This is a genomic window from Aquabacterium sp. NJ1 (genome assembly GCF_000768065.1).
Lineage (GTDB): Bacteria > Pseudomonadota > Gammaproteobacteria > Burkholderiales > Burkholderiaceae_C > Aquabacterium.
Map to the genome: position 1 here is coordinate 2,373,064 of NZ_JRKM01000001.1, position 21,694 is coordinate 2,394,757.

18 protein-coding genes and 1 pseudogene are annotated in these 21,694 nt (G+C 65.2%); 13 read left to right on the plus strand and 6 right to left on the minus strand.

What is annotated here, in order from left to right:
• Nucleotides 1–37: 37 nt before the first annotated feature.
• Nucleotides 38–844, minus strand: a complete 807-nt coding sequence (locus JY96_RS10200) for an SDR family oxidoreductase (RefSeq protein ID WP_035037136.1) — start codon at nt 842–844, stop codon at nt 38–40.
• Between the two features lie 85 nt (nt 845–929).
• Between JY96_RS10200 and JY96_RS10205 the strand changes: the two genes are divergently transcribed.
• Nucleotides 930–2,003: an AraC family transcriptional regulator gene (locus JY96_RS10205; RefSeq protein WP_161784294.1), complete on the plus strand. Its 1,074-nt coding sequence runs from the start codon at nt 930–932 to the stop codon at nt 2,001–2,003.
• A gap of 53 nt (nt 2,004–2,056) precedes the next feature.
• On the opposite strand, the gene glpD is transcribed toward JY96_RS10205, so the two are convergent.
• A complete protein-coding gene (glpD, locus tag JY96_RS10210; RefSeq protein WP_200883488.1) occupies nt 2,057–3,709 on the minus strand; it encodes a glycerol-3-phosphate dehydrogenase in 1,653 nt (550 codons plus the stop codon).
• 148 nt (nt 3,710–3,857) lie between these two features.
• Here glpD and JY96_RS10215 point away from each other — a divergent pair, with 148 nt between their 5' ends.
• The 10 genes from JY96_RS10215 (at nt 3,858) to JY96_RS10260 (ending at nt 16,831) form a co-directional block, all read left to right on the plus strand.
• Nucleotides 3,858–4,640, plus strand: coding sequence for a DeoR/GlpR family DNA-binding transcription regulator (locus JY96_RS10215; protein WP_035037137.1), 783 nt, complete (start codon nt 3,858–3,860; stop codon nt 4,638–4,640).
• A gap of 46 nt (nt 4,641–4,686) precedes the next feature.
• Nucleotides 4,687–6,216 (plus strand): glycerol kinase GlpK, encoded by a 1,530-nt coding sequence (glpK, locus tag JY96_RS10220; RefSeq protein WP_035037138.1) that lies wholly within the window; start codon nt 4,687–4,689, stop codon nt 6,214–6,216.
• A 138-nt stretch (nt 6,217–6,354) separates the two neighbouring features.
• Nucleotides 6,355–7,833 carry a PAS domain-containing sensor histidine kinase gene (locus JY96_RS10225; RefSeq protein WP_035037139.1) on the plus strand — a complete coding sequence of 493 codons (1,479 nt, stop codon included), beginning with the start codon at nt 6,355–6,357 and terminating at the stop codon, nt 7,831–7,833.
• A complete protein-coding gene (locus JY96_RS23570; protein WP_035037140.1) occupies nt 7,820–8,248 on the plus strand; it encodes a response regulator in 429 nt (142 codons plus the stop codon). Before JY96_RS10225 ends, JY96_RS23570 begins: the two co-directional genes overlap by 14 nt.
• 14 nt (nt 8,249–8,262) lie before the next feature.
• Nucleotides 8,263–11,085, plus strand: coding sequence for a response regulator (locus JY96_RS22195; RefSeq protein ID WP_161784295.1), 2,823 nt, complete (start codon nt 8,263–8,265; stop codon nt 11,083–11,085).
• A 21-nt stretch (nt 11,086–11,106) separates the two neighbouring features.
• Nucleotides 11,107–11,538, plus strand: a complete 432-nt coding sequence (locus JY96_RS10240) for a PACE efflux transporter (RefSeq protein ID WP_035037141.1) — start codon at nt 11,107–11,109, stop codon at nt 11,536–11,538.
• 138 nt (nt 11,539–11,676) lie between these two features.
• Nucleotides 11,677–13,452 carry a DUF1800 family protein gene (locus JY96_RS10245; RefSeq protein ID WP_081961621.1) on the plus strand — a complete coding sequence of 592 codons (1,776 nt, stop codon included), beginning with the start codon at nt 11,677–11,679 and terminating at the stop codon, nt 13,450–13,452.
• 12 nt (nt 13,453–13,464) lie between these two features.
• A complete protein-coding gene (locus tag JY96_RS10250; protein ID WP_035037144.1) occupies nt 13,465–14,895 on the plus strand; it encodes a DUF1501 domain-containing protein in 1,431 nt (476 codons plus the stop codon).
• Between the two features lie 147 nt (nt 14,896–15,042).
• Entirely contained in the window at nt 15,043–15,942 is a 900-nt protein-coding gene (locus tag JY96_RS10255) for an alpha/beta fold hydrolase (protein ID WP_052162373.1), read from the plus strand.
• 4 nt (nt 15,943–15,946) lie between these two features.
• Complete coding sequence (locus JY96_RS10260) at nt 15,947–16,831, plus strand: SDR family oxidoreductase (protein WP_035042192.1); 885 nt, start codon at nt 15,947–15,949, stop codon at nt 16,829–16,831.
• Between the two features lie 131 nt (nt 16,832–16,962).
• Here JY96_RS10260 and JY96_RS23895 read toward each other — a convergent pair whose 3' ends face one another.
• The 4 genes and pseudogenes from JY96_RS23895 to JY96_RS22815 all read right to left on the minus strand — a co-directional run bounded on the left by JY96_RS23895 (nt 16,963) and on the right by JY96_RS22815 (nt 18,805).
• The gene (locus tag JY96_RS23895) at nt 16,963–17,268 is read right to left on the minus strand and encodes a hypothetical protein (protein WP_035037146.1); all 306 of its coding nucleotides are present in this window, start codon (nt 17,266–17,268) and stop codon (nt 16,963–16,965) included.
• A 78-nt stretch (nt 17,269–17,346) separates the two neighbouring features.
• Nucleotides 17,347–17,592, minus strand: a pseudogene (locus tag JY96_RS24265) (hypothetical protein); the annotation flags it as partial.
• On the minus strand, nt 17,589–18,050 hold the full coding sequence (locus tag JY96_RS23145; protein ID WP_152606444.1) for a hypothetical protein: 462 nt from the start codon (nt 18,048–18,050) through the stop codon (nt 17,589–17,591). The pseudogene JY96_RS24265 and the gene JY96_RS23145, both read right to left, overlap by 4 nt.
• Nucleotides 18,051–18,061: 11 nt before the next feature.
• Entirely contained in the window at nt 18,062–18,805 is a 744-nt protein-coding gene (locus tag JY96_RS22815; protein WP_081961181.1) for a TIGR04255 family protein, read from the minus strand.
• Nucleotides 18,806–19,074: 269 nt separating this feature from the next.
• Here JY96_RS22815 and JY96_RS10275 point away from each other — a divergent pair, with 269 nt between their 5' ends.
• Entirely contained in the window at nt 19,075–20,076 is a 1,002-nt protein-coding gene (locus JY96_RS10275; protein WP_035037153.1) for an NAD(P)H-quinone oxidoreductase, read from the plus strand.
• Nucleotides 20,077–20,269: 193 nt separating this feature from the next.
• A complete protein-coding gene (locus tag JY96_RS10280; protein WP_035037155.1) occupies nt 20,270–21,652 on the plus strand; it encodes a condensation domain-containing protein in 1,383 nt (460 codons plus the stop codon).
• Nucleotides 21,653–21,694: the final 42 nt, after the last annotated feature.

Sequence of the window (21,694 nt, forward strand, 5' to 3'; positions counted from 1 at the left end):
CGGTGAGGAAGCGGCGTTGAACGCGCTCAAGAAGGGCTCAATGCCCGGCCATGCGCGCCGTCACGAAGCGGTTGATGGCATCGGGCGAGAGCTTGGAGAGCAAGGCGAAGAACCGCGTCTGCAGGCCCACGGGCGTGTGCACGGGCAGGCGCGCCGGCGCGCCCTGCGACAGGCGCCAGATGCAATGCGCCACGTCGTCGGCGCTCAGGCGCACGCCCAGCGTCTGCACGGTCTTCATCTTGCTGACGTCATTGGCCACCATGGCCGTGTTGACGAACAGGGGCAGCACGTCCACCACGCGGATGCCGAAGCGCTGCCATTCGATGTCCAGCGCCTCGGTGAAGCTGCGCACCGCCGCCTTGGTGGCCGAGTAGGTTGACAGCATGGGCTGGCCATACAGGGCCGAGGCCGAGCACAGGTTGATCACGCGCGCACCGGGTGTGCTGCGCAGATAAGGCAGGGCCGTGTGGCAGCCATTGACCACGCCCTTGAGGTTGATGTCGATGAGGCGGTGGTGACGGACCAGTTCGGCCTCTTCAAATGGGCTGGTCACCGAGATACCGGCATTGTTGACCAGCACGTCCAGGCGCTCGCCGGCGGCCTGGTGAAACGCCCGCAACTGCATGGCCCAGTCCTCGGGGCTGCTCACATCCAGGCGGCCAGCGTGGCAGTTGGTCTCGCCCAGTTGCCGGCGCAAGGCCATCACACCGGCCTCGTCCACGTCATACAGGCCCACGAACCAGCCTGCTTTGGCAAAACGCTCGGCCACGGCGCGGCCAATGCCTGCGGCCGCGCCGGTGATGAAGATGCTCTTGCGTGATGTCTGGCGTGCGGTGCTGGCCATGGATGCTCCTGTCGTGATCGCCAGCATAGAAGATCAGGGTTGTCCGGTCTTGACTACATCGACCGTGTTTTTGACAATTTCGTCCATGCCCATTCCCCCCCAGGCGTCCTCATCGCCATCCCTCCCCGCCTTGCCAGCCCGGCTGTACGAGCGGGATGCCATCCAGGGCATGGTGCCCTTGAGCTTTGTGCGCGTGCTGGCGGACTACCTGCAGGCCAAGGGCGTGGCGCCGCACGAGCTCATCCCGCGCCGCTACAGCGTGGACGCCGCGCAGCTGGCTGGCCGCATGCCCGCCGAGGCCTATTGCCAGTTGCTGATCAAGGCGGCCGAGCGCTTGCACGACCCGTTGCTGGGCCTGCACCTGGGGCAGTTCATGAAGCCCAGCCAGCTCGGTGCGCTGGGTTATGTGCTGCTGGCTTGTGAAAACCTGGGCGCCGCGCTCATGCGCATCCAGCGCTACCACCGGCTGGTGCATGACATCAACCCCATCGAGCACGAGCTGCGCGACGGGCAGCTCATCCTGCGCTGGGGCGTGGCCCATGGCAAGCCTGGGGCCTTGTTCGACGAGGTGGGCATCACCGGCATCGTGCAGTTCGGGCGCGACCTGTGCGGGCAGAGCCTGGCGCTGCACGCGGTGGACTTCGTCAACCCACCGCCACCGGACATCCGCCCCTATGCCGCCTACTTCGGCTGCCCGGTGCGCTTTGCCCAGCCCGTGACCCGGCTGGTGATCCCGCTTGAAGCGCTGGCCGCCCCTTTGCGCCAGCCTGATCCCACGCTGCTCAAGCTGATGGAGGCCCAGGTGGACGCCGCCATGGCCGAGCTGCCGCAAGCAGGTGACCTGGCCGAGACCACACGCCGCGTGGTCGCCCACCTGGCGCCGCAAGGCCTGCCTGAGCTGGAGCAGGTGGCGCATGAATTGCGCCTGTCACCACGCGTGTTCTACCGGCGCCTGGCCGAGCAGGGGCTGAACTTCCGCGAGCTGCGTGAAGCCGCCTTGCAGCAGGTGGCCGAGCTGCACCTGCGTGACCCGCGCCTCACGCTGGCCGAGGTCAGCGCGCTGCTGGGGTATGCCGAGCAAAGCGCGTTTTCACGCGCGTTCAAGCGCTGGACGGGCACGGCGCCGCTGCAGTGGCGACAACAGCACGCCCCCGCCTGATCGGGCACTTGATCGGGTACGTGATCGGGGCGGGAGCCGGAGCCGGCAACCGCTCAGCGGCTCATCGCACTGTGGTGATAGCCCTGCTGCCCCACCTTGGTCTGCGCCACGAACCAGTCCACCACGGCCTGGCGTTGCTCGGCGCTGTAGTGCAGGCCCAGCTTGCTGCGGCGCCACAGCACGTCGTCGGCCGTCATGGCCCACTCATGGCGCTTGAGGTAGAACAGCTCGGCCTCGTACAGGTCCGGCGCGATCTCGGCGCCCAGGTCGCTGCGTGAACGCACGCCATCGAGCAGGCGCAGCACCCGGCCGCCATAAGCGCGCGTCCAGCGGCGCATCAGGCCCAGGTCCATCCAGGGGTGGCGGCGGCGCAGGCGCGACTGGAACTCGGCCATGTCGGCCATCGGGTTGCTGGTCTCCTCGATCAGGTCACCCAGGAAGCCGCCAGGCAACGTGGCATCCCCCGTCCAGTGGTGGCGCTCGTCGCCCAGCATCTTGCCGACCTCGTCGGCCGCCTCTTCAGACAACAAACGGAAGGTCGTGAGCTTGCCGCCCCACACGGTCAGCCAGGGCGCAGGCCGCATTTGCGCCTGCAAGCGGTAGTCACGCGTCACGGCCGAGGCCTTGCCGCTGGCATCGTCCAGCAAAGGGCGCACGCCGGCGTAGCTCCACACCACATCACCGGGCTGCACGGGGCGGCGCAGGTAGCGGCTGAGTTCCTGGCACAGGTAGATCACCTCTTCGGTGTCGATCTGCACATGGCCAGGCGGGGCCTTGTGTTCGATGTCGGTGGTGCCGATCAGGGTGAAGTCGCGCTCGTAGGGGATCGCGAAGATGATGCGTTTGTCGCGGCCCTGGAAGATGTAGGCGTGGTCGTGGTTGAAGATGCGCGGCACGACGATGTGGCTGCCCTTGACCAGGCGCAGCTTCTCGTGCGCATCACCGCCTTTGCCGGGGGTGGTGGGTACGGCCATGACCTGACGCAGCATCTGCTCGGCCCAGGGGCCCGCGGCGTTGACCACCAGGCGGGTCTGCACCGTCAGGCGGTGGGTGGCCGCTTGCGTGGCCGGGTCCAGGTGGGCCAGCGTGGCACGCCAGCCGCCGGCATGCGCGCGCATGGCTTCGCAACGCGTGCGCGTGAGCACCTGGGCGCCCTGCTCGGCGGCATCCTGCGCGCACAAGGCCACCAGGCGGGCGTCGTCCACCCAGCCATCTGAATACACAAAGCCCTTGGTCCAGCCCGGTTTGAGCGGCTCGCCCAGGGGCGACTTGTTGAGCGCCACCGATTCACATCCGGGCAGGAACTCGCGCGGCGCCAGGTTGTCGTACAGCCACAGGCCCAGGCGGATCATCCAGGCCGGGCGCATGGAGGCATCGTGCGGCAACACGAATCGCAGCGGCCACATGATGTGCGGGGCCGAGCGCAGCAGCAGCTCGCGCTCCATCAGCGCCTTGCGCACCAGGCCGAACTCGCCATACTCCAGATACCGCAGCCCACCGTGGATCAACTTGGTGGACGATGAGGAGGTGTGGCTCGCCAGGTCCTCCTGCTCGCACAGCACCACGCGCCAGCCGCGCCCGGCCAGGTCGCGGGCGATGCCCACGCCGTTGATGCCGCCACCAATCACCAGCACGTCACAGTGGTAGTCCGCTTCGCTGGTGTGATCGTCGGCTTTCTGCGGGGTGGGGGGGCTTGCGGGCTGCAAACAGGGCTCCTTCAGTGGTGCAATGTCATGTTTTACGACACGAGAGCGTACAACACAAGCGCGTTTGTATTCTTTTGTGTTTGTTTTTTTTCGTATACGCTTCGCATATCCCGGAAATTTGCGCGAAAACAGTCAATGGAGACCCGGTATGAACCCTGATTCGGCATGGAGCCCCAACCCGCGCCAGCTGGCTTTGCTGGAAGAAGTGCGCGCGCGCGGCGCGGTGTCCGTCGAACGCCTGGCCCAGCGCCTGGACGTGACCATGCAGACCGTGCGCCGTGACGTGCAGCGCCTGGCCGACGCCGGCCTGCTGCAGCGCTTCCACGGTGGCGTGAGCCTGCCGCGCGTCGCCCCGCAAGTCGGCGCCTGGAAAGAACGCCAGGCCCTGCGTGCGGACGCCAAGGCCCGCATCGCCCGCTCGGTGGCTGCCGCCATCCCCGATGGCAGCTCGCTGATGATGGGCATCGGCACCACGGTGGAAGCCGTTGCGCGCGAGCTTCTCAAGAAATCCGGCCTGCGCGTGATCACGCACAACCTGCACGTGGCCAGTTTGCTCAGCGAGCACCCCAATTGCAAGGTCCACGTGGCCGGCGGCGTGCTGCGCTCGCGTGACAGCGCGCTGGAAGGCGACAGCACCGTGGCCTTCCTCAAGCAGTTCAAGGTGGACTACACCATCATGAGCACCATGGGCATCGACGAGGACGGCACCCTGCGTGACCGCGACCTGCGCGAGTTGCCCGTGGCCCAGACCCTGGTCGAACAGGCCCGCGAGACCTGGCTGGTGGCCGACGTCAGCAAGTTCAGCGAAGCCGAGCTGGCCAAGGTGGGCCACCTGCAGACCATGAAGCGTGTGTTCACCGACGCGCTGCCCCCGGCGCCGTATCCCAAGATGCTGCAGGAATGGGATGTGGGCCTGACGATCGCGTCCTGACCTTCACCCCGCATCTCTCCCACGCTCATTCATCACAAGAAAAACCATGGCCCTGATCCTCGCGCTCGACCAAGGCACCTCCAGCTCACGCAGCGTCGTCTTCGACGAGCAAGGCCAGATCCTGGCCAGCGCGCAACTGGAGATCCGCCAGCACTACCCGCAACCCGGCTGGGTCGAGCACGACCCGCTGGAGCTGTGGGCCACGCAGCGCGACACGGCGCACGCGGCCTTGGCACAGCTGCATCAGGCCGGCCACGACCTGCGCCAGCTCAAGGGCATCGGCATCACCAACCAGCGCGAGACCACGCTGCTGTGGCGCCGCGACACCGGCCTGCCCGTGCACCGCGCCATCGTCTGGCAGGACCGCCGCACCGAGGCGCAATGCGCCCGCTGGCGCGAGCAAGGCCTGGGCGACACCATCCGCGCCAAGACCGGCCTGGTCATCGACCCCTACTTCTCGGGCAGCAAGCTGCAATGGCTGCTGGACAACGTGGACGGCGCCCGCGAGGCCGCGCAAAAAGGCGAGCTGGCCTTCGGCACCGTGGACAGCTGGCTGCTGTGGAACCTCACGGGCGGGCGCGTGCACGCCACCGATGTCAGCAATGCCTCGCGCACCATGCTGTTCAACATCCACACCAATGACTGGGATGACGAGCTGCTGGCGCTGATGGGCATCCCGCGCGAGGTGCTGCCGCAAGTGCACCCATCCAGCCACCTGTTTGGTGAGGCTGCGGCCACCGTGTGGGGGCCGGACAAAGCCGCCTTGCCGGGGCTGCCCACCTTGCCCGTGGGCGGCATCGCCGGTGACCAGCAAGCGGCGCTCTTCGGCCAGGCGGGCTTTGAAGCGGGCCTGGCCAAGAACACCTATGGCACCGGCTGCTTCATGCTCATGCACACCGGCAGCGATGTGCGCACCTCGGCCAACGGCCTGTTGAGCACGGCCGCTGCGCAATTGCCCGGCCAGCGCGCGTATGCGCTGGAGGGCAGCGTGTTCATCGGTGGTGCGGTGGTGCAGTGGCTGCGCGACGGCCTGCACGCCATCAAGGCCGCCAGCGAGGTGCAGTCCCTCGCTGAAAGCGTGCCGGATTCAGGTGGCGTGATGTTCGTGCCCGCCTTCACCGGCCTGGGTGCCCCCTATTGGCAAAGCGATGCACGTGGCGCCATCGTGGGGCTGACACGCGGCAGCACCGTGGCGCACATTGCGCGCGCTGCGCTCGAATCGATTGCCTTCCAGAGCGCCGCCCTGCTGCAGGCCATGAGCCGCGATGCCGTGGCCGCTGGTGGCCGCCCCGTGAGCGAGCTGCGCGTGGACGGCGGCGCCTGCGTCAACAACCTCTTGATGCAGTTCCAGGCCGACCTGCTGGGCATCCCCGTGGTGCGCCCCGAGGTGGTCGAGACCACGGCCCTGGGCGCGGCCTACCTGGCCGGGCTGGCCACCGGTGTCTACGCCGACACCACCACCATCGCCCGCCTGTGGCGCGCCGAGCGCACCTTCTACCCCACGCTGTCGCGCGAGCGTGCCGACGAGCTCATGGCCCATTGGGAGCAAGCCGTGCGGCAGGCCTGCCAGCACTGACGCCCCCACATTGACACCGCAACTGGGAGGGTTGCCAGTTGACGCTCTGAGCAGACAAGCCGCACTCTCGCCCAAGGCGCACATCTTTGCGCCACGCGGGGTCCACGTTCGGTCCTCATCACAACACATGAGGGTGTCATGGCCTCCACGCACACAGAGGCAGTAACAGGTCCCACGCCGGACCTGCTGGCTCGTGCATTCAATGCCGCGCCCAACGGCTTCGTGCTGGTCAACGAGGCGGGCGCCATCGTCGCGGCCAACGAGGCCCTGTGCCAGATGTTTGGCTACCCCGCCGAGCAGTTGCTGAAGACCTCGGTGGACCACCTGCTGCCGGATGCGCTTCGCACCGGGCACGCCGCGCTGCGTGCCAGCTTCCATGAACGGCCCGAACCACGGCCCATGGGGGCCGGCCGCGTGCTGTTCGCCCGGCACGCCGATGGCCATGGCTTCCCGGTGGAGATCGGCCTCAACCCGCTGCCAGGCGCACAGGGCCTGCTCGTGCTCGCCTCGGTGGTGGACATCAGCGAGCGCATCGGGCTGGAGTCCGCCTTCAAAGGCATGTTCGATGGTTCACCGTATGGCCAGCTCATCATCAACGACGCGGGCCGCATCATGATGGCCAACCGCGTGCTGGCCGAGTCACTGGGCTATACCCCATCGGCCCTGAAGGGCCAGGCGCTGGACATGCTGCTGCCCGAACGTTACCGTCAGCGCCACGGCGCCCTGATGGCCAGCTACCGGCGCACCGGCGAGTCCCGCATGATGGGCCAGGGCCGCGACCTGACCGCGCTGCATGCCGATGGCACCGAGCTGCCCGTGGAAATCGGGCTCAGCCGGGTGCGCTGGGAAAAGCAGCTGTCGACCCTGGTCGTCATCACCGACATCAGCGTGCGCAAACGGCTGGAGCTGGAGCTGCGGCAAGTCAACGCCGACCTGCAGGAGTTCACCTACGTGGCCTCGCATGACCTGCGCTCGCCCCTGCGCGGCATCGCCGACCTGATCGAGTGGGTCGAAGCCGATCTCGGCCCCGAGCAGCCCGCCGATGTGCAACGCAACCTGGGCCGCATCAAGCAGCGCATCCAGCGCATGGACCGCCTCATCGACGACCTGCTGCGTTATGCCCGCGCAGGCCGTGCCGACACCGAGTTCCGCCAGGTGAAGCTGCAAGCGCTGGTCTCCGACATCCTGGAGCTGCAACCGCCGCCCGAGGGCTTCATCGTCACGCTGGACCTGGATGTCCCCCCCATGCAGGCCGCCCGCACCCCGCTTGAAACCGTGTTGCGCAACCTGCTGAGCAATGCCGTCAAGCACCATGATCGCCCGCCTGGCCACATCCACGTGCGCGCCAGCATCGATGACAACCACTGCCGCATCGAGGTCGAAGACGACGGCCCCGGCATCCCGACGCAGGCCCGTGAGCGCGTCTTCAAGCTGTTCCAGACGCTCACCGCCACCGAGCGCGGTGGCTCCGGCATCGGCCTGGCCCTGACCAAACGCCTGGTGGAAGTGCATGGCGGCGACATCGAGGTGATCTCGCCCGTGCGGAACGGCCGCGGCGCCTGCTTCAGCTTCCGTTGGCCACGCTTTCAAAGGAGAACCAGCGATGAACAAGCCTGAGCCTTTGAGCATCCTGCTGGTCGAGGACGACGATGTGGCGGCCGAGTCCGTCACGCGCAGCATCGGCAAGAGCGGCCTGAGCATCCCGGTGGTGTGGGCCGAAGACGGTCTGGCCGCTCTCAACATCCTGCGCAGCAGCGGCCGCCCCGGCCAGGCCCCTCGGCCCCGGGTCATCCTGCTGGACCTGAACATGCCCCGCATGAACGGGTTCGAGTTCTTGCAAACCGTGCGCACCGACCCCGACCTCAAGGACGAAATCATCTTCGTGCTGACCACCTCGGACGACGAATCCGACCGCACACGCGCCTACCACGAGAACATCGCCGGCTACATGGTGAAGTCCGCCGTGGGCCCCCAGTTCTCCAAATTGGTTGCCTTGCTGCAAAGCTACCAGGGCGCCGTCAAGCTACCGTGATCCAGGACACCTCCGTGAACGCCCGCGTCAACCCCGTGCACCTGCTGGTCGTCGATGACGACGAGGTCGACCGCGAGCGCGTGCAGCGCTTCATGCGGCACTCGCCGGTGAAGGTGATCACGCACGAGGCCGCCTCTGGCGAAGAGGCCTTGCGCCTGGTGCGCAGCCAGGCCTTCGATTGCGTGGTGCTCGACAACCAGCTGGGTGACACCACCGGCTCGGACCTGCTGCAACGCCTGCGCAAGGAAGCCTGCCAGGACTGCCCCGTCATCATGGTGACCGGCGCAGGCAACGAGGCCCTGGTCGTGCAGGCCCTGCAAGACGGTGCGGCCGACTACCTCTCCAAGATCCACCTCAGTGCCGACAACCTCGTGCGGGCGGTGATGCGCAGCCTGGAGCACCACCAGTTGCGCCGCGAGCTGGATGACATGCACAACCAGCTGGAGCGGCGCGTCGAGGAACAGGCCGCCATCATCCGCCAGCGCGAGCGGGACCTGCAAGACATCCTGGACCATGCCTCCAGCCTGATCGGCTACTGGGATGACGCGCAACGCGTGCGTTTCGGCAACCGCGCCCACCAGGCCTGGTTCGGCATCGAGGCCGATCAGTTGCCCGGCATGCGCGTGCGCGAGGCCATCGGCGAGCACATGTATGCGCTGCACGAGCCCCATATCCGGCTGGCACTGGCGGGTGTGCCCCAGCTGTTCGAACACACGCTGCCGGGCACCAATGGCATCAAGACCCGCCATGTGCAGGCCGAATACCGCCCCGACGTGGGCGCGGCCGGGCAGGTGCTGGGCTTTTACGTCACCATCACCGACATCACGCTGATCAAGGCCGCCCAGGCTGGCGTTGAAGAGCTGCTGCACTTCGTAGAAGCCGTCATCGGCAACTCGCCTGTGGGCATGGCCGTGTACGGTGCGGACGGCCTTTGCGTGCTGAGCAACCACGAGATGGCCACCGTCACCGGCCTGAGCGAAACACAGCTGCGCGCGCAAGCCTTGTCGGCCCTGTCTGCCAGCCAGCCTGTCGGCTTGATCGAAGCCGCCCAGGCCACGCTGCACGACGGCCGCACCCGGCACATCGACGTGGCCTTGCCGCGCGCAACAGGCCAGGAGGCCCAGATCGCCTGGTCGCTGGCACGCATCGAACGCGGTGAAGAACCGCATTTGCTGGCCATCGCCCGCGACATCACCGAACAGAAGACCTTGCACGAATCCCTGGTCAATGCACGCAACGCCGCGCAGGAAGCCGCCCGCATCACCAGCGCCTTCCTGGCCAACATGAGCCACGAAATCCGCACGCCGATGAACGCCATCGTCGGGCTGTCCCGGCTGGCGCTGGAAGAAACGCTCTCGCCCTCGGCACAAGGCTACATCGAACGTGTGCACAACTCGGCCCTGGCCTTGATGGGCATCCTCGACGATGTGCTGGACTACGCCAAGGTGGAAGCCGGCCAGATGCGCCTGGAGCACACCGAGGTGGTGGTCGAGGACATGCTGCAGCGGGTCGTGGACCTGTTCTCCGGGCGCATGACCCAGAAGCGCCTGCACTTCACGGTGGACCTGGCACCCGAGGTGCCGGCGCGCATCATGGGCGACCCCTTGCGCCTGTCCCAGGTCCTCAACAACCTGGTGGGCAACGCCGTCAAGTTCACCGACCACGGTGGCGTGCACCTCACCGTGACGCGGCTGATCGAGCAAGGCATCGACACGCTGCGCTTTGCCGTGCGCGACTCCGGCATCGGCATCGACACCCAGCACCAGGACGCGCTGTTTGCCGCCTTTGCACAAGGCGATGCCTCCATCACCCGGCGCTTTGGCGGCACCGGCCTGGGCCTGGCCATCTGCAAACGCCTGGTCGACATGATGGGCGGGCGCATCGGCGTCGACAGCCTGCTGGGCCAGGGCAGCACCTTCTGGTTCACCTTGCCGCTGAGCGCGGCCGTGGGAGGCGAAGGCCAGCCGCTTGACCAGGCGCACGACGAGCCCCCCCGCTACCGCGTCCTGCTGGTGGGCCCCGACCCGCACAGCACGCAACAACTGGCCCGGCAACTGGCGCCGCGCTGCAGCCACCTGGTGGTGGCCACGCACGCAGATGCGGCCTGCGCCCTGCTCGCCCAGGCTGCGCAGACGCAGCAGCCGATCGATGCCGTGCTCATCGACTGGCCTCAGCTGGACGCCCATGCCGAGGCCTTGATCCAGCGAACCCGCGCACAGTGCCAGCAACACGGTGCGCCCGACACACCACACATCGCCCTGGTGCCGGGCTTCGAGCCGCACCGCTCGCTGCAGGTCGAGCCAGATCTGCGGCTGTTCAAGCCCGTGCTGCCCTCGGCCCTGCTCCAGGCCTTGCACCGCGCCTGCACCCACAAGCAGGCAGGCGCACCGCAACAGGCCTCCCCGGCCCATCTGCTGCAACAACGTGGCCAGCCTCTGCACGGCAGCCGCATCCTGCTGGTGGAAGACAACGCCCTCAACCAGATGGTCGCCCAGGCCTTTCTGCAGCAAGCCGGCATGGAGGTGTCCACCTTGGGCAATGGCGAGGAGGCCGTGCAACTGATGGCGCGTGTGCCTGCCGGCCACTTTGCCGCCATCCTCATGGACATGCACATGCCCGTGATGGACGGACTGGAAGCCTCGCGGCGCATCCGCCTGATGGCCCAGGCCCAGGGCACCCCCATCATCGCCATGACCGCCGCCGTGCTGCCCGCCGATCGTGAACGCTGCCAGGAAGCCGGCATGGTCGACATGGTGACCAAGCCCATCGTCCCCGAAACCCTGGTGGACACCCTGCTGAAATGGGCCCGGCCCACGCTGCCTCCGAAGGCCCCCTAGCTCCTGCTACCCTTGCGCCCCATGCAAGGCCCCAAGCGCAAGATCTTCCACGCCACCCTGTATGAGCTCATCGCCATCGTCGTCGTGACACTGGCCATGCGCTGGCTGTCCGATAAAGGCACAGCCGAGGCCGGTGGCCTGGCCTTGTCGACCTCGGTGGTCGCCCTGTTGTGGAACATGGTGTTCAACACCCTGTTCGAACGCTGGGAGCGCCGCCAGCTCCAGCACGAACGCACCCTGGCCCGTCGCGTGGCCCACGCCATCGGTTTCGAAGGTGGCCTGGTGCTGATGACCGTGCCCATGATCGCCTGGTGGCTGGAGATGAGCTGGTGGCAGGCCCTGGTCACCGACCTGGGCCTGGTGGTGTTCTTTCTGTTCTACACCTTCGCATTCAACTGGCTGTTCGACCACGTGTTCGGCTTACCCGATTCCACGCGACGCACACCCCCTTGAACGCGGGCCATCTGCAACGACAGGTAAGCACGGTCAATGCCGTTACCAGTTTGAATCAAACTGCCCCGCGTGGCAGGCATCATGGCCGCGCCCCTCAATACACAGGGTGGTTGGGAGCGACCACCCCGGACCCTGCCCATGAACGTTCAGCCCCTGCGCACCTGGCGTCAGGCCAGCCTGCTGGCCACCGCCCTGTTCACCGCTTTGCTGTTGAGCGCCTGCGGTGGCGGCCAGACCGACACGTCCGGCCCCACGTACAGTGACCCACCCTCGCTGCCACAAAGCCTGCAAGACATCGTCCCCGACGATGCACAAGCGGCGCGCTTCCTGACCCAGGCCACCTTCGGGCCCGATATGGAGGGCATCGCCGAGCTCAGGCAGATCGGTTATGGCAACTGGCTGAACCGGCAGTTCGCCCGCCCTCGCCTCGACACCCACTGGGATTACGCCCAGCGCATGGGCCCGCCCGGCTGTGATGTGTGCGACGCCTCCCCCACGGACGCCCCGATGGAGAGCTTCTGGTTCCAGGCCGTGCTGGGCACCGACCAGTTGCGCCAGCGCGTGGCCCTCGCCTTGTCCGAGATCTTCGTGATCAGCGCGGTCAACAGCAACATCGACGACCCGGTCGCTTATGCCGCCTACCTGGACATGCTGTCGCGCAACGCCTTCGGCAATTTCCGCAACCTGATCGAAGACGTCACCCGCCAGCCGGCGATGGGCTACTACCTCTCGCACATCGTCAACATGAAGGAGGACAGCAACCCCAAGAGCGCCACTTATGGCCGCACGCCGGACGAGAACTACGCGCGGGAGGTGATGCAGCTGTTCACCATCGGCCTGTGGCAGATCGATGACTATGGCCACCGCAAGCAGGACGCCAACCACCAGGACATCCCGACCTATGGCCTGGACGACGTCATGGGCCTGGCCCGCGTGATGACGGGCCTGAGCTGGAACGGCCCCGATCAGAGCAACAACACCTGGTGGGGCAAATCCGGCAAGACCTGGAACCAGCCCATGCAGATGTACCCGCAGTACCACTCCAGCGGCGACAAGGTCTTCCTGAGTGTGCACATCCCGGCCACCACCGACCAGATGACGCAGGCCATGGCCGACGCCGACCTCAAGATGGCCCTGGACACCCTGTTCAGGCACCCCAATGTGCCGGCCTTCTTTGGCAGACAGCTCATCAAGCGCCTGGTCACAAGCAACCCCAGCGACGCCTACGTCTACCGCGTGGCCCAGGCTTTCAAGGACAACGGCAACGGCGTGCGCGGTGACATGAAGGCCGTGGTGCGCGCCGTCCTGCTGGACCCGGAAGCCCGCGACCCGAGCAAACTCGATGATCCCAACTGGGGCAAGCTGCGCGAACCCATGATCCGCTGGGCCAACTACCTGCGGGCGTTTCATGTGCGATCGGGCACCAACCAGTACCGCAACCAATACCTGGAAGACCCGGCCTTCGGCCTGGCCCAGAGCCCGCTGCATGCGCCCTCGGTGTTCAACTGGTACAGCCCGGACTACAGCCCACCGGGTGAGTTGCTGGACGCCGGCCTGACCGCCCCCGAGTTCCAGATCACCCATGAGACCTCGCTGACCGGCTACGACAACTTCATGGAAAACAAGATCCGCGCCACCACGGCCGCGTATGTCAGCAAGACGCTTGGCAAGGCCGATGCCATGGTGGCCGACTACAGCGCCGAAATCGCCCTGGCCAATGACCCGGACAAGCTGCTGGACAGGCTCAACATCCTGCTGATGAACGGCCAGATGAGCCCGGCCACGCACGACCTCATCAAGGACACGCTCAACCGCATCACCGCCAAAGCCTGGATCTGGCCGAAGGAGGACACGCGCGTGCACATGGCCATCCGCCTGCTGATGGCCTCCCCCGAGTACCTGGTCCAGAAATAAGGCGAGCGCCGCATGAGCTTCATCCACACCCACGCCGACCGCCGCCTGTTCCTGCGCCAGAGCGCCGCCCTGGGCGCCCTGGCCGGCTCGTCACTGGCCAGCAACCTGGCGCTGATCGGCGCTGCGGCGGCCCAGAGCACCGGTGGCTACCGTGCGCTCGTCTGCATCAACCTGGCCGGCGGCAACGACAACGCCAACACCGTGGTGCCCGTCAGCCCCACCGAGTACGCCGCGTATGCCGCGGCGCGCCAGTCCCTGGCCTTGCCCACCAGCGCCCTGCTGCGGCTCAGCCCCACGGGCTACAACGGCCCCTCGCTGGCCCTGCACCCCTCGCTGGCCAGGCTGCAAGGCCTGTTCAACAGCGGCAAGGCCGCCGTGATGGCCAATGTGGGCACCCTGGCCCAGCCCATCACCAAAGACCAATGGGACAAGCGCACCCCTGCCATCCGCCTGCCCTACCAGCTGTTCTCGCATTCAGACCAGAGCCGCGAATGGCAGACCGGCGTCCCGGACGCCATCTCGCGTACCGGCATCACGGACACCACCTCGCGCACCGGTTGGCTGGGCCGCGCTGGGGATTTGCTGGACACGCTCAACAGCAGCCCGGTGTCGATCTGCATGTCCCTGGGGGGCAACAACATGCTGCAAGTGGGCAACAGGATCGTCCAGTACCAGCTCACAGCACAAGGCCCTGTTGCGCTGCGCGAGCTGGACAGCCCCTATGGCATCAACACGCCGGCGCTGCGCATCCTGCTGACCGACAACGCCCGCGTCAACAAGCTGGAGCGCGAGCTGACCGCCGTGGCACGGCGCGCCATCTCGACCGAAGCCGCCGTGAGCTACGCCATCGCGCCCTCGGACCCACCAGATGGCAAGGACAAGCGCAAAGGCACCCTGAAGATCCCCGACTTCGGCGGCGGCAACCTGGGCGCCCAGTTGCGCATGGTCGCCCGCATGATCGCCGCACGCCAGGACCTGGGCCACACCCGCCAGATCTTCTACGTCTCGCATGGCGGCTACGACATGCACTCGGACCTGCTCACCAACCACGCCAGGCGCCTGGCCGAGCTGGACACCGCCATCGCGGACTTCTACCTGGAGACGGTCGCCCTGGGTGTCAGCGACCAGGTCACCACCTTCACGGCCTCCGAATTCGGCCGGGCCCTGCAATCCAACGGCGACGGCTCGGACCACGGCTGGGGTGCGCACCACTTCGTCGTGGGTGGCGCGGTGCATGGCCAGCGCATCTTCGGCCAATGGCCCACGGTGGCGCTCAAGAGCAATGACGACGCGGGCAACGGCCGCCTGATCCCCACCACCGCGGTGGACCAGTACGCCGCCACCCTGGCCACCTGGCTGGGCGTGGACGCCAGCCTGCTGAGCAGCGTGCTGCCCAATATCGGGCGCTTCGCCAGCAGCGACCTGGGCTTCTTCAGCGCCTGAGCGCTGGCCGGCCGGCCGCCTGACCGCGTGAAAACACCGAGGCGGGCTGTCGCCCCACGTTCCTTGCTGTCGTGATTTATTCTGGTCACCCGGGCCCGGTCGCCCTAGCATGCGAGACCCCCATCGCACGAACCGCATGCAGTACCGATGACACCCAAGCCCTCGACCTCTTTTGTTGTCCACGGCCCGCATGGCCCGCTGGCCGTTCAACGCTGGGGCCACGCCTCCTTGCCCGTCGTCATCCTGGTGCACGGCTACCCGGACAACCGCAGCAAGTGGGAGCCCATCGCCCGTCAGCTGAGCGACCGCTACCAGGTCATCGCGTATGACGTGCGCGGCGCAGGCGACTCGTTCAAGCCCGCGCGTCGGCGCGACTACCGGCTCGAACACCTCACCGCCGATTTCAAGGCCGTGCTGCAAGCCGTCAGCCCCAAGCGCCCGGTGCACCTGGTGGCGCACGACTGGGGCTCGGTGCAAAGCTGGGAGTTCGTGACCGACCCGGCGCTCAAGGGCCGCATCGCCTCGTTCACCTCGTGCTCCGGCCCCTGCCTGGACCACTTCGGCCACTGGCTGCGCGACAGCCTCAAGCGCCCCACGCCCACCAACCTCGGCCGGGTGACGCTGCAGATGCTCAAGTCCTGGTACGTCTACATGTTCCAGCTGCCCTTGCTGCCTGAAGCCCTGTGGCGCACCGTCATCGGCCCCAACTGGCCCGGCCTGATGCGCCTGCTCGAGCGCACCGAGATCACCCCCCGCGCCTCGCAGACCTCGGATGGCGTGCACGGCGTGGGCCTGTACCGCGCCAATGTCTTTCAGCGCATGCTCAAGCCGCAGCAGCGTTTTGCGCATGCACCCGTGCAAGTGCTGGTGCCGACCAAGGACCACTTCGTCAGCCCCTGGTTGAGCGAAAACCTGTCGCGCTGGGTGCCGCAACTGACCCGCCGCGAAATCCCTGCGGGCCACTGGGTCACGCTCAAGCAGCCTGAGCTGTTCACGCAACACGTGCGATCCTTCATCGACAGCATCCCCATCCCCGCCACGAGGTAAACCCATGCGCAAGACGGTTGTGATCACAGGTGGCAATTCGGGCATCGGCCTGGCCATTGCCCATGAACTGGCCCAACGCGGCGCCACCGTGTGCCTGGCCTGCCGCGACCAGCGCAAGGCCGCTGCCGCGCGCAGCGAAATCCTGCAACGCACACCGGGTGCCAGCGTCGAGTTGTACGAGCTGGACCTGGCCTCGTTCGATGCCATCCACCGCTTCGTGCAGACCTTCTCGTCAAGGCACGACAAGCTGCACGCCCTGATCAACAACGCCGGTGCCGTGCCCACGCGCCAGCAGTTCACCGCCGAAGGCTTCGAGCTGCAGTTCGGCGGCAACTACCTGGGCCCCTTCCTGCTCACGCACCGCCTGATGCCCTTGCTGCAAGCGGTGGCCGACGAAGGCGGTGTGGGCCAGGGGGACGCGCGCATCGTCAACCTGTCGTCCATCGCGCACACGATTGGCCGCATCGACCTGGACACCGCCAAGGGCCGCAAGCCTTACCGCGTGCTGCCCGCGTATGCGCAATCCAAGCTGGGTAACCTGTTGTTCAGCAACGCCCTGGCGCGCAAGCTGCCCGCCGGCGTCAGCTCGCAGGCCATGCATCCCGGTGGCGTGGCCTCGCCGCTGTACCGCGATATTCCCGGTTGGCAGTACGCCGTGATGAAGCCCTTCCTGATCGGGCCCGAGCGTGCGGGCCAGCTGGCTGCCGAGCTGGCGCTGGATGCGGCACGGCGTGGCGAGACGGGCGGCTACTTCTCCATCCAGCACCCGCGCATCGTGTCGCGCGCGGCCCGAGACGAGTTACTGCAAGACACGCTCTATGCCCAGAGCTGTGTGTGGGCCGGTGTGACGCCGCTGGGTGGCTCGGTGCGTGCGCAGATGGCGGCGTAAAGAGCCGCGCGAGGGGCGCTAAATCGGTGGGATTAGACCACCTTGAGCGATACCTAACCCAAATCAGACAGCCTGCAATAGCAGGCTGTTTTGCTGATAGGCACAAAACGAACCTGATTCCAAAAACAAACTTAGAAAGGCTGGGCCGTAAGCTGCTCCAGAGCTCGCTTAGCTTTCGCGATATCAATCTCTATCTGTTTGATCGTAGATAAAAGCTTATCTCTACCCTCACCGCCCTTTTCCGCAAGAGCAGAAAGCCGAGCATACACATTATCCAACCGATGAAGTTGAGCCAACATTGCCTCTATCAACTGGGTAACGGACTGCCTGTAACTGACAACTGTAGGCTCGTTCAAATCCAACAACTTGACCGTGAACTCACCAGCAGTCGATTTACCCTCAACAACATCATCCTTAAATCGCAGATGCTTATACATCTCATGATCACATGGATTGGGAACAAATAATTTTGTCTCGTCACCCTTAGCCGGCCAATAGCTCCTCTTGCGACTATTGCACGAATTGCAGCAGTAGAACAAATTCTCATATACGGTAGCCAACTCAGGAAATACTGACTTAGGCCGATAGTGATCCACACCAAAGCCATCTCGACGGGGCGCATTCGTATCCGGCACCCTACAATAGACACACTTACGGTGGAACTCAATCCGCAGAACGTCTTTATATGACCTGTAGTCCGCGTATTGCCTCGGCTTCTGAGTCCTCGTATGCTTCGCCTTTGGATAGACAAATGGATTCATTTTAAACCGTATTCAGCCTCAATATCATCCAAGCTCGCCGAAATACCCTCCAACTCGCCAACCAGATTATCCAAATGATTAATCTCTTCTGCTGTGATCCGAGGAGACAACTTTCGCAATCTGCTAGTAAGTATCTGAAGACGAGCGTCGTCTTCATTGGAAGCGTTGCCACTAAAAGACCGTACTAACAAGTCAATTCGCCGATCACTGGCAGCAGTAATGGCAGCAATCGCATCAGCTTGCTGCTGAATACTTCTAACCTCTTTATGCGCCCCAGTAGAGAATTCATCCGTAGTAAAGGTTTGATCCCCTACGCGATGAATGGCACCCACAGAAACGATCAACGGCGTACCAACCTCGACATATCGAGTATCAATAGTTTTGGTAGGCGACACCTTATACTCTTGAACAGCATCAGGCCAAATCACCGACGACTCAAGCAAGTGCAAGTTATCCATAGCCACCCCATTCACGTTTTCTTATTTTCACCGAGAAACTTCTTGCCACCATCGCCAAGAGACCACATAAACATAGAGAACTCTAATTTATGCAACCGATCGAGCGACGCCATACACGCACCGACCTCGACATTCTCAGCAGAGAAATCAAAATCAAGAACATATTCTTGACGATTACCTCTAGTGCCAAGCCCGTGTTGAAATAAAAAATTGCCAAATTCGGTGGGGCCACTTACCCGCTGAGAATGCTCAGCAACGTCTCCAAATAGGCCTGAGCTTAAGGTGCCGACCAAATCAGGGTTGACCCATTTACTCAAATCTGCGCGATTGTAGGGAACACTATTTATGTACCGAAGCCCAATCCGCGTAAAAAACTCACTGTCAATCACCTTCGCAGCGGCATCAACAACTTGCTGCACCTTTGAGCGAAGCTCGTCATAAGATAAGTACTGATGCGTTTCTATGGAGATAGTGGACGCACGCAGAGCGACCGTCCATCTATTGGACCTAAAAGTATGTACAGTGGGATGTACGACGCTGCCTACGCCGACATTAAGGTCGTTGCCCGATTCCTGATGAGGATAGTCTTTTCTAAGAGCCTTCGCAAAAGACATCGGAGGACGCGCATCCTCCAGCTCATACAGCGTAGGAAACCTAAGTTCGCAGACAACCTGCCGAATGAGGTTCCGTTCAAAGTGAGCAGAGTCCACCAAGGGTAAGGATAGAGGCTTAACGACGGGCGTCGGAGTAGTCATCTCTTCACCTTGGCAATCACAAAAAAGCCGCGCAGCATCACGCAACCTAGCTCTTAGCGAGCCTACCACGCATAGGAGAATCGCTACGACTTTGCTCCCCCCTAAAACGGGGTTAGTTGCTCCCTTTGGAACAAACAGTACACATCAAGGCCAAGGCGCAGCGACTCAACCATAAGCACACGCGGCTCTCGCAATTGAAGGCCGAGGCCGCTGCCGCAGGCGCACAATCGGGTCGCTTTTGTTGAAGGACGACCTGAGGACAACCGCCCATGCCCAGCCTGCCCGCCTTGATGACCGAGATCACCATCACCCAGCCGGGTGGCCCGGAGGTGCTGCAGGCCCGCCAGGCCCCGCTGCCGGAGCCCGGCCCGGGGCAGTTGCTGGTCAAGGTCGAGGCCGCAGGTGTCAACCGCCCCGACGTGCTGCAGCGACGCGGCCTCTACCCCATGCCCCCCGGCGTCAACCCCACCCCGGGCCTGGAGGTCGCCGGTGAAGTCGTGGCCCTGGGTGAAGGCGTGCAGGGCTTCAGCGTGGGCAACCCCGTCTGCGGGCTGACGGACGGTGGCGGGTACGCCCAGTACGCGGTGCTGCCCGCCTCCCAGGCCCTGCTGCGCCCACGCGGCATGGACGCCATCCACGCCGCCGCCATCCCCGAGACCTTCTTCACCGTCTGGGCCAACCTGTTCATGATGGGCCGCGCCAAGGCCGGCGAGACCCTGCTGGTGCATGGCGGCACCAGCGGCATCGGCTCCACGGCCTTGATGCTGGCCAAGGAAATGGGCCTGCACGCCGTCTCCACAGATGGCGGCCCCGAGAAGGGCGCCGCCGCCGTGCAACTGGGCGCCGAGTTCAGCATCGACTACCGCACCCAGGCCTTCGTGCCCGAGCTCATGCGCTGGACCAGCGGCCGCGGGGTGGACCTCATCCTCGACATCATGGGCGCCGGCTACTTCGAGCAGAACCTGGGCGCCCTGGCCAAGGACGGGCGCCTGCTGCTGATCGGCTTCATGGCGGGCGACACGGTCGACAAGTTCAGCCTGCTGCCCATCATGCTCAAGCGCCTGACGGTGACCGGCTCCACCATGCGCGCACGCACCACCGAAGAGAAGGCGGCCATCGCCCGCGAACTGCACGCGCTCGTGTGGCCGGCGCTGTCGGCGGGCCGCTGCGTGCCCCACGTCCATCAGGTGTTCGATCTGGACCAGGCCGCCGACGCGCACCGCCTGATGGAAAGCCGCGGCCACATCGGCAAGATCGTGCTCAAGGTGTGAGGATTGTTGGATGAGCCCATGTGAAGGCGCCCTTGTGCGGGTTCATTGACCCAGGTCAGTGCCCGGACTTGATGGCCGCCAGCCCCCTTCTGGAAAGCCCGCAACACCGAGCATGGCACGCTCACTATATTGGACCGGTACCTGTTGTATGACGCTTCGATCAGGCGTCACTAAACAAGATGGGACCGTCGCCATGACCGCCTCCAAGCTGATTCCACTGAACCGATCCGAACACCTCTACTGGGCCGCAGAAGGCTACCTGGGCCCCATCAACCAGGCCTACATCCTGTGCTTCGACAGGCCGGTGGACACCGAACTGATCCGCCAGACGCTGCGTGAGCTGGTCTCGGCCTACCCGCGCATGCGCGGCATCATCGAGCTCACGGGCCTGCACTTCCAGCTGCGCATCCTGGACGACGACCTGTATGTGGACCAGCTGTTCGCCGACACCTTCCGCGTGCTGCCCCACATCGACGCGTCCTCGCGCCCCGCGCTGGCCGCCTTCCACAACGAGTTCATCAACGAGCCGATTTCGCTGGAGCGTGGCCTGCCCTGGCGCGCACGCTTCATCCCGCACCCGACGCGCCCTGCGCTGATGTTCTCGGTGCACCACATCGTGGGCGATGGCCGCTCCATGGTGCAGATGCTCAGCGCCATCATGGCCCGCCTCAGTGGCCAGCCCATCACCCCGTGCAAGATCGACTCGCCCAGCATGCTGCCCGCCGTGATGTTGCAGAAGTGGTGGCAGTGGCCCGCCAGCATCGCCCGCTGGTGGCGCCTGTCCCAAGCCGAGGCCACCATGCGCAAGGGCATGCACATCGTCACCCTGGCGAGGCGCAAGAGCCCGCGCTACACGACCTCGGCCATCCGCTACCACGAGCTGCCCTGCTCGGCGGACGCGATGAAGGCACAGGCCAAGGCCCACGGCACCACGGTCAACACCTTGCTCGCGGCCCTGGTGGCCAATGCCTTTCTGGCCATGGCGGCGGACGACCCCAAGGCCATGGCCGCCATCCGCCTGTCGGTGGACCTGCGCCGTTACTACCCCAAGGGCACCGCCCCCGAGTTCGGCAACTACGTGCATTCCTTCACCGTGCTGGCCCAGCGGCAAGCCAATCTGCAAGCCCAGGTCAACGCGCTGGAGGCCCAGGTCAAGGAGCACCTGCTGGGTTACGAGCGGCGCGACTACGCCCTGCCCGTGCTGCTCTACGAATGCCTGCCCTGGCTGGGCCGCGCGCTGTTTGGCCGCCTGATCGTGCGCTCCAAGGCCAAAGGCAAGCTGCCCCCGTTGAGCTGCCACCTGAGCAACCTGGGCCCGGCCGACGCCATCAACCCGCCGAATGCCCAGGTGCGCCTGGCCGAGCTGTGGCCCATGACCATCAACCCCGTGTTCATGCTGGGTGCGCTCAGCCTCAATGGCCGGCAGTTCCTCACGCTCATCTCACAGAATGACGAGATCCCGCAGGAGGCCGTGGCCGCCTTCCAGGCCGAACTCGACCGCCAGTTTCATGCGTTGATGCCAGCGCGGCCCCAAGCTCAACACACGACTGATACCCACATGGCCAAAGCCTGCTGACAGGACGCTGTCAGCAGCCCCTGCGCACCATGGAGGCTCTTT

What these genes read in the sequence shown, in the direction of transcription:
- JY96_RS10200 (WP_035037136.1), bottom strand. Translation starts at nt 844, where the DNA reads ATGGCCAGCACCGCACGCCAGACATCACGCAAGAGCATCTTCATCACC.
- JY96_RS10205 (WP_161784294.1), top strand. Translation starts at nt 930, where the DNA reads ATGCCCATTCCCCCCCAGGCGTCCTCATCGCCATCCCTCCCCGCCTTG.
- JY96_RS10215 (WP_035037137.1), top strand. Translation starts at nt 3,858, where the DNA reads ATGAACCCTGATTCGGCATGGAGCCCCAACCCGCGCCAGCTGGCTTTG.
- glpK (WP_035037138.1), top strand. Translation starts at nt 4,687, where the DNA reads ATGGCCCTGATCCTCGCGCTCGACCAAGGCACCTCCAGCTCACGCAGC.
- JY96_RS10225 (WP_035037139.1), top strand. Translation starts at nt 6,355, where the DNA reads ATGGCCTCCACGCACACAGAGGCAGTAACAGGTCCCACGCCGGACCTG.
- JY96_RS23570 (WP_035037140.1), top strand. Translation starts at nt 7,820, where the DNA reads ATGAACAAGCCTGAGCCTTTGAGCATCCTGCTGGTCGAGGACGACGAT.
- JY96_RS10240 (WP_035037141.1), top strand. Translation starts at nt 11,107, where the DNA reads ATGCAAGGCCCCAAGCGCAAGATCTTCCACGCCACCCTGTATGAGCTC.
- JY96_RS10245 (WP_081961621.1), top strand. Translation starts at nt 11,677, where the DNA reads ATGAACGTTCAGCCCCTGCGCACCTGGCGTCAGGCCAGCCTGCTGGCC.
- JY96_RS10250 (WP_035037144.1), top strand. Translation starts at nt 13,465, where the DNA reads ATGAGCTTCATCCACACCCACGCCGACCGCCGCCTGTTCCTGCGCCAG.
- JY96_RS10255 (WP_052162373.1), top strand. Translation starts at nt 15,043, where the DNA reads ATGACACCCAAGCCCTCGACCTCTTTTGTTGTCCACGGCCCGCATGGC.
- JY96_RS10260 (WP_035042192.1), top strand. Translation starts at nt 15,947, where the DNA reads ATGCGCAAGACGGTTGTGATCACAGGTGGCAATTCGGGCATCGGCCTG.
- JY96_RS23895 (WP_035037146.1), bottom strand. Translation starts at nt 17,268, where the DNA reads ATGTATAAGCATCTGCGATTTAAGGATGATGTTGTTGAGGGTAAATCG.
- JY96_RS23145 (WP_152606444.1), bottom strand. Translation starts at nt 18,050, where the DNA reads ATGGATAACTTGCACTTGCTTGAGTCGTCGGTGATTTGGCCTGATGCT.
- JY96_RS22815 (WP_081961181.1), bottom strand. Translation starts at nt 18,805, where the DNA reads ATGACTACTCCGACGCCCGTCGTTAAGCCTCTATCCTTACCCTTGGTG.
- JY96_RS10275 (WP_035037153.1), top strand. Translation starts at nt 19,075, where the DNA reads ATGCCCAGCCTGCCCGCCTTGATGACCGAGATCACCATCACCCAGCCG.
- JY96_RS10280 (WP_035037155.1), top strand. Translation starts at nt 20,270, where the DNA reads ATGACCGCCTCCAAGCTGATTCCACTGAACCGATCCGAACACCTCTAC.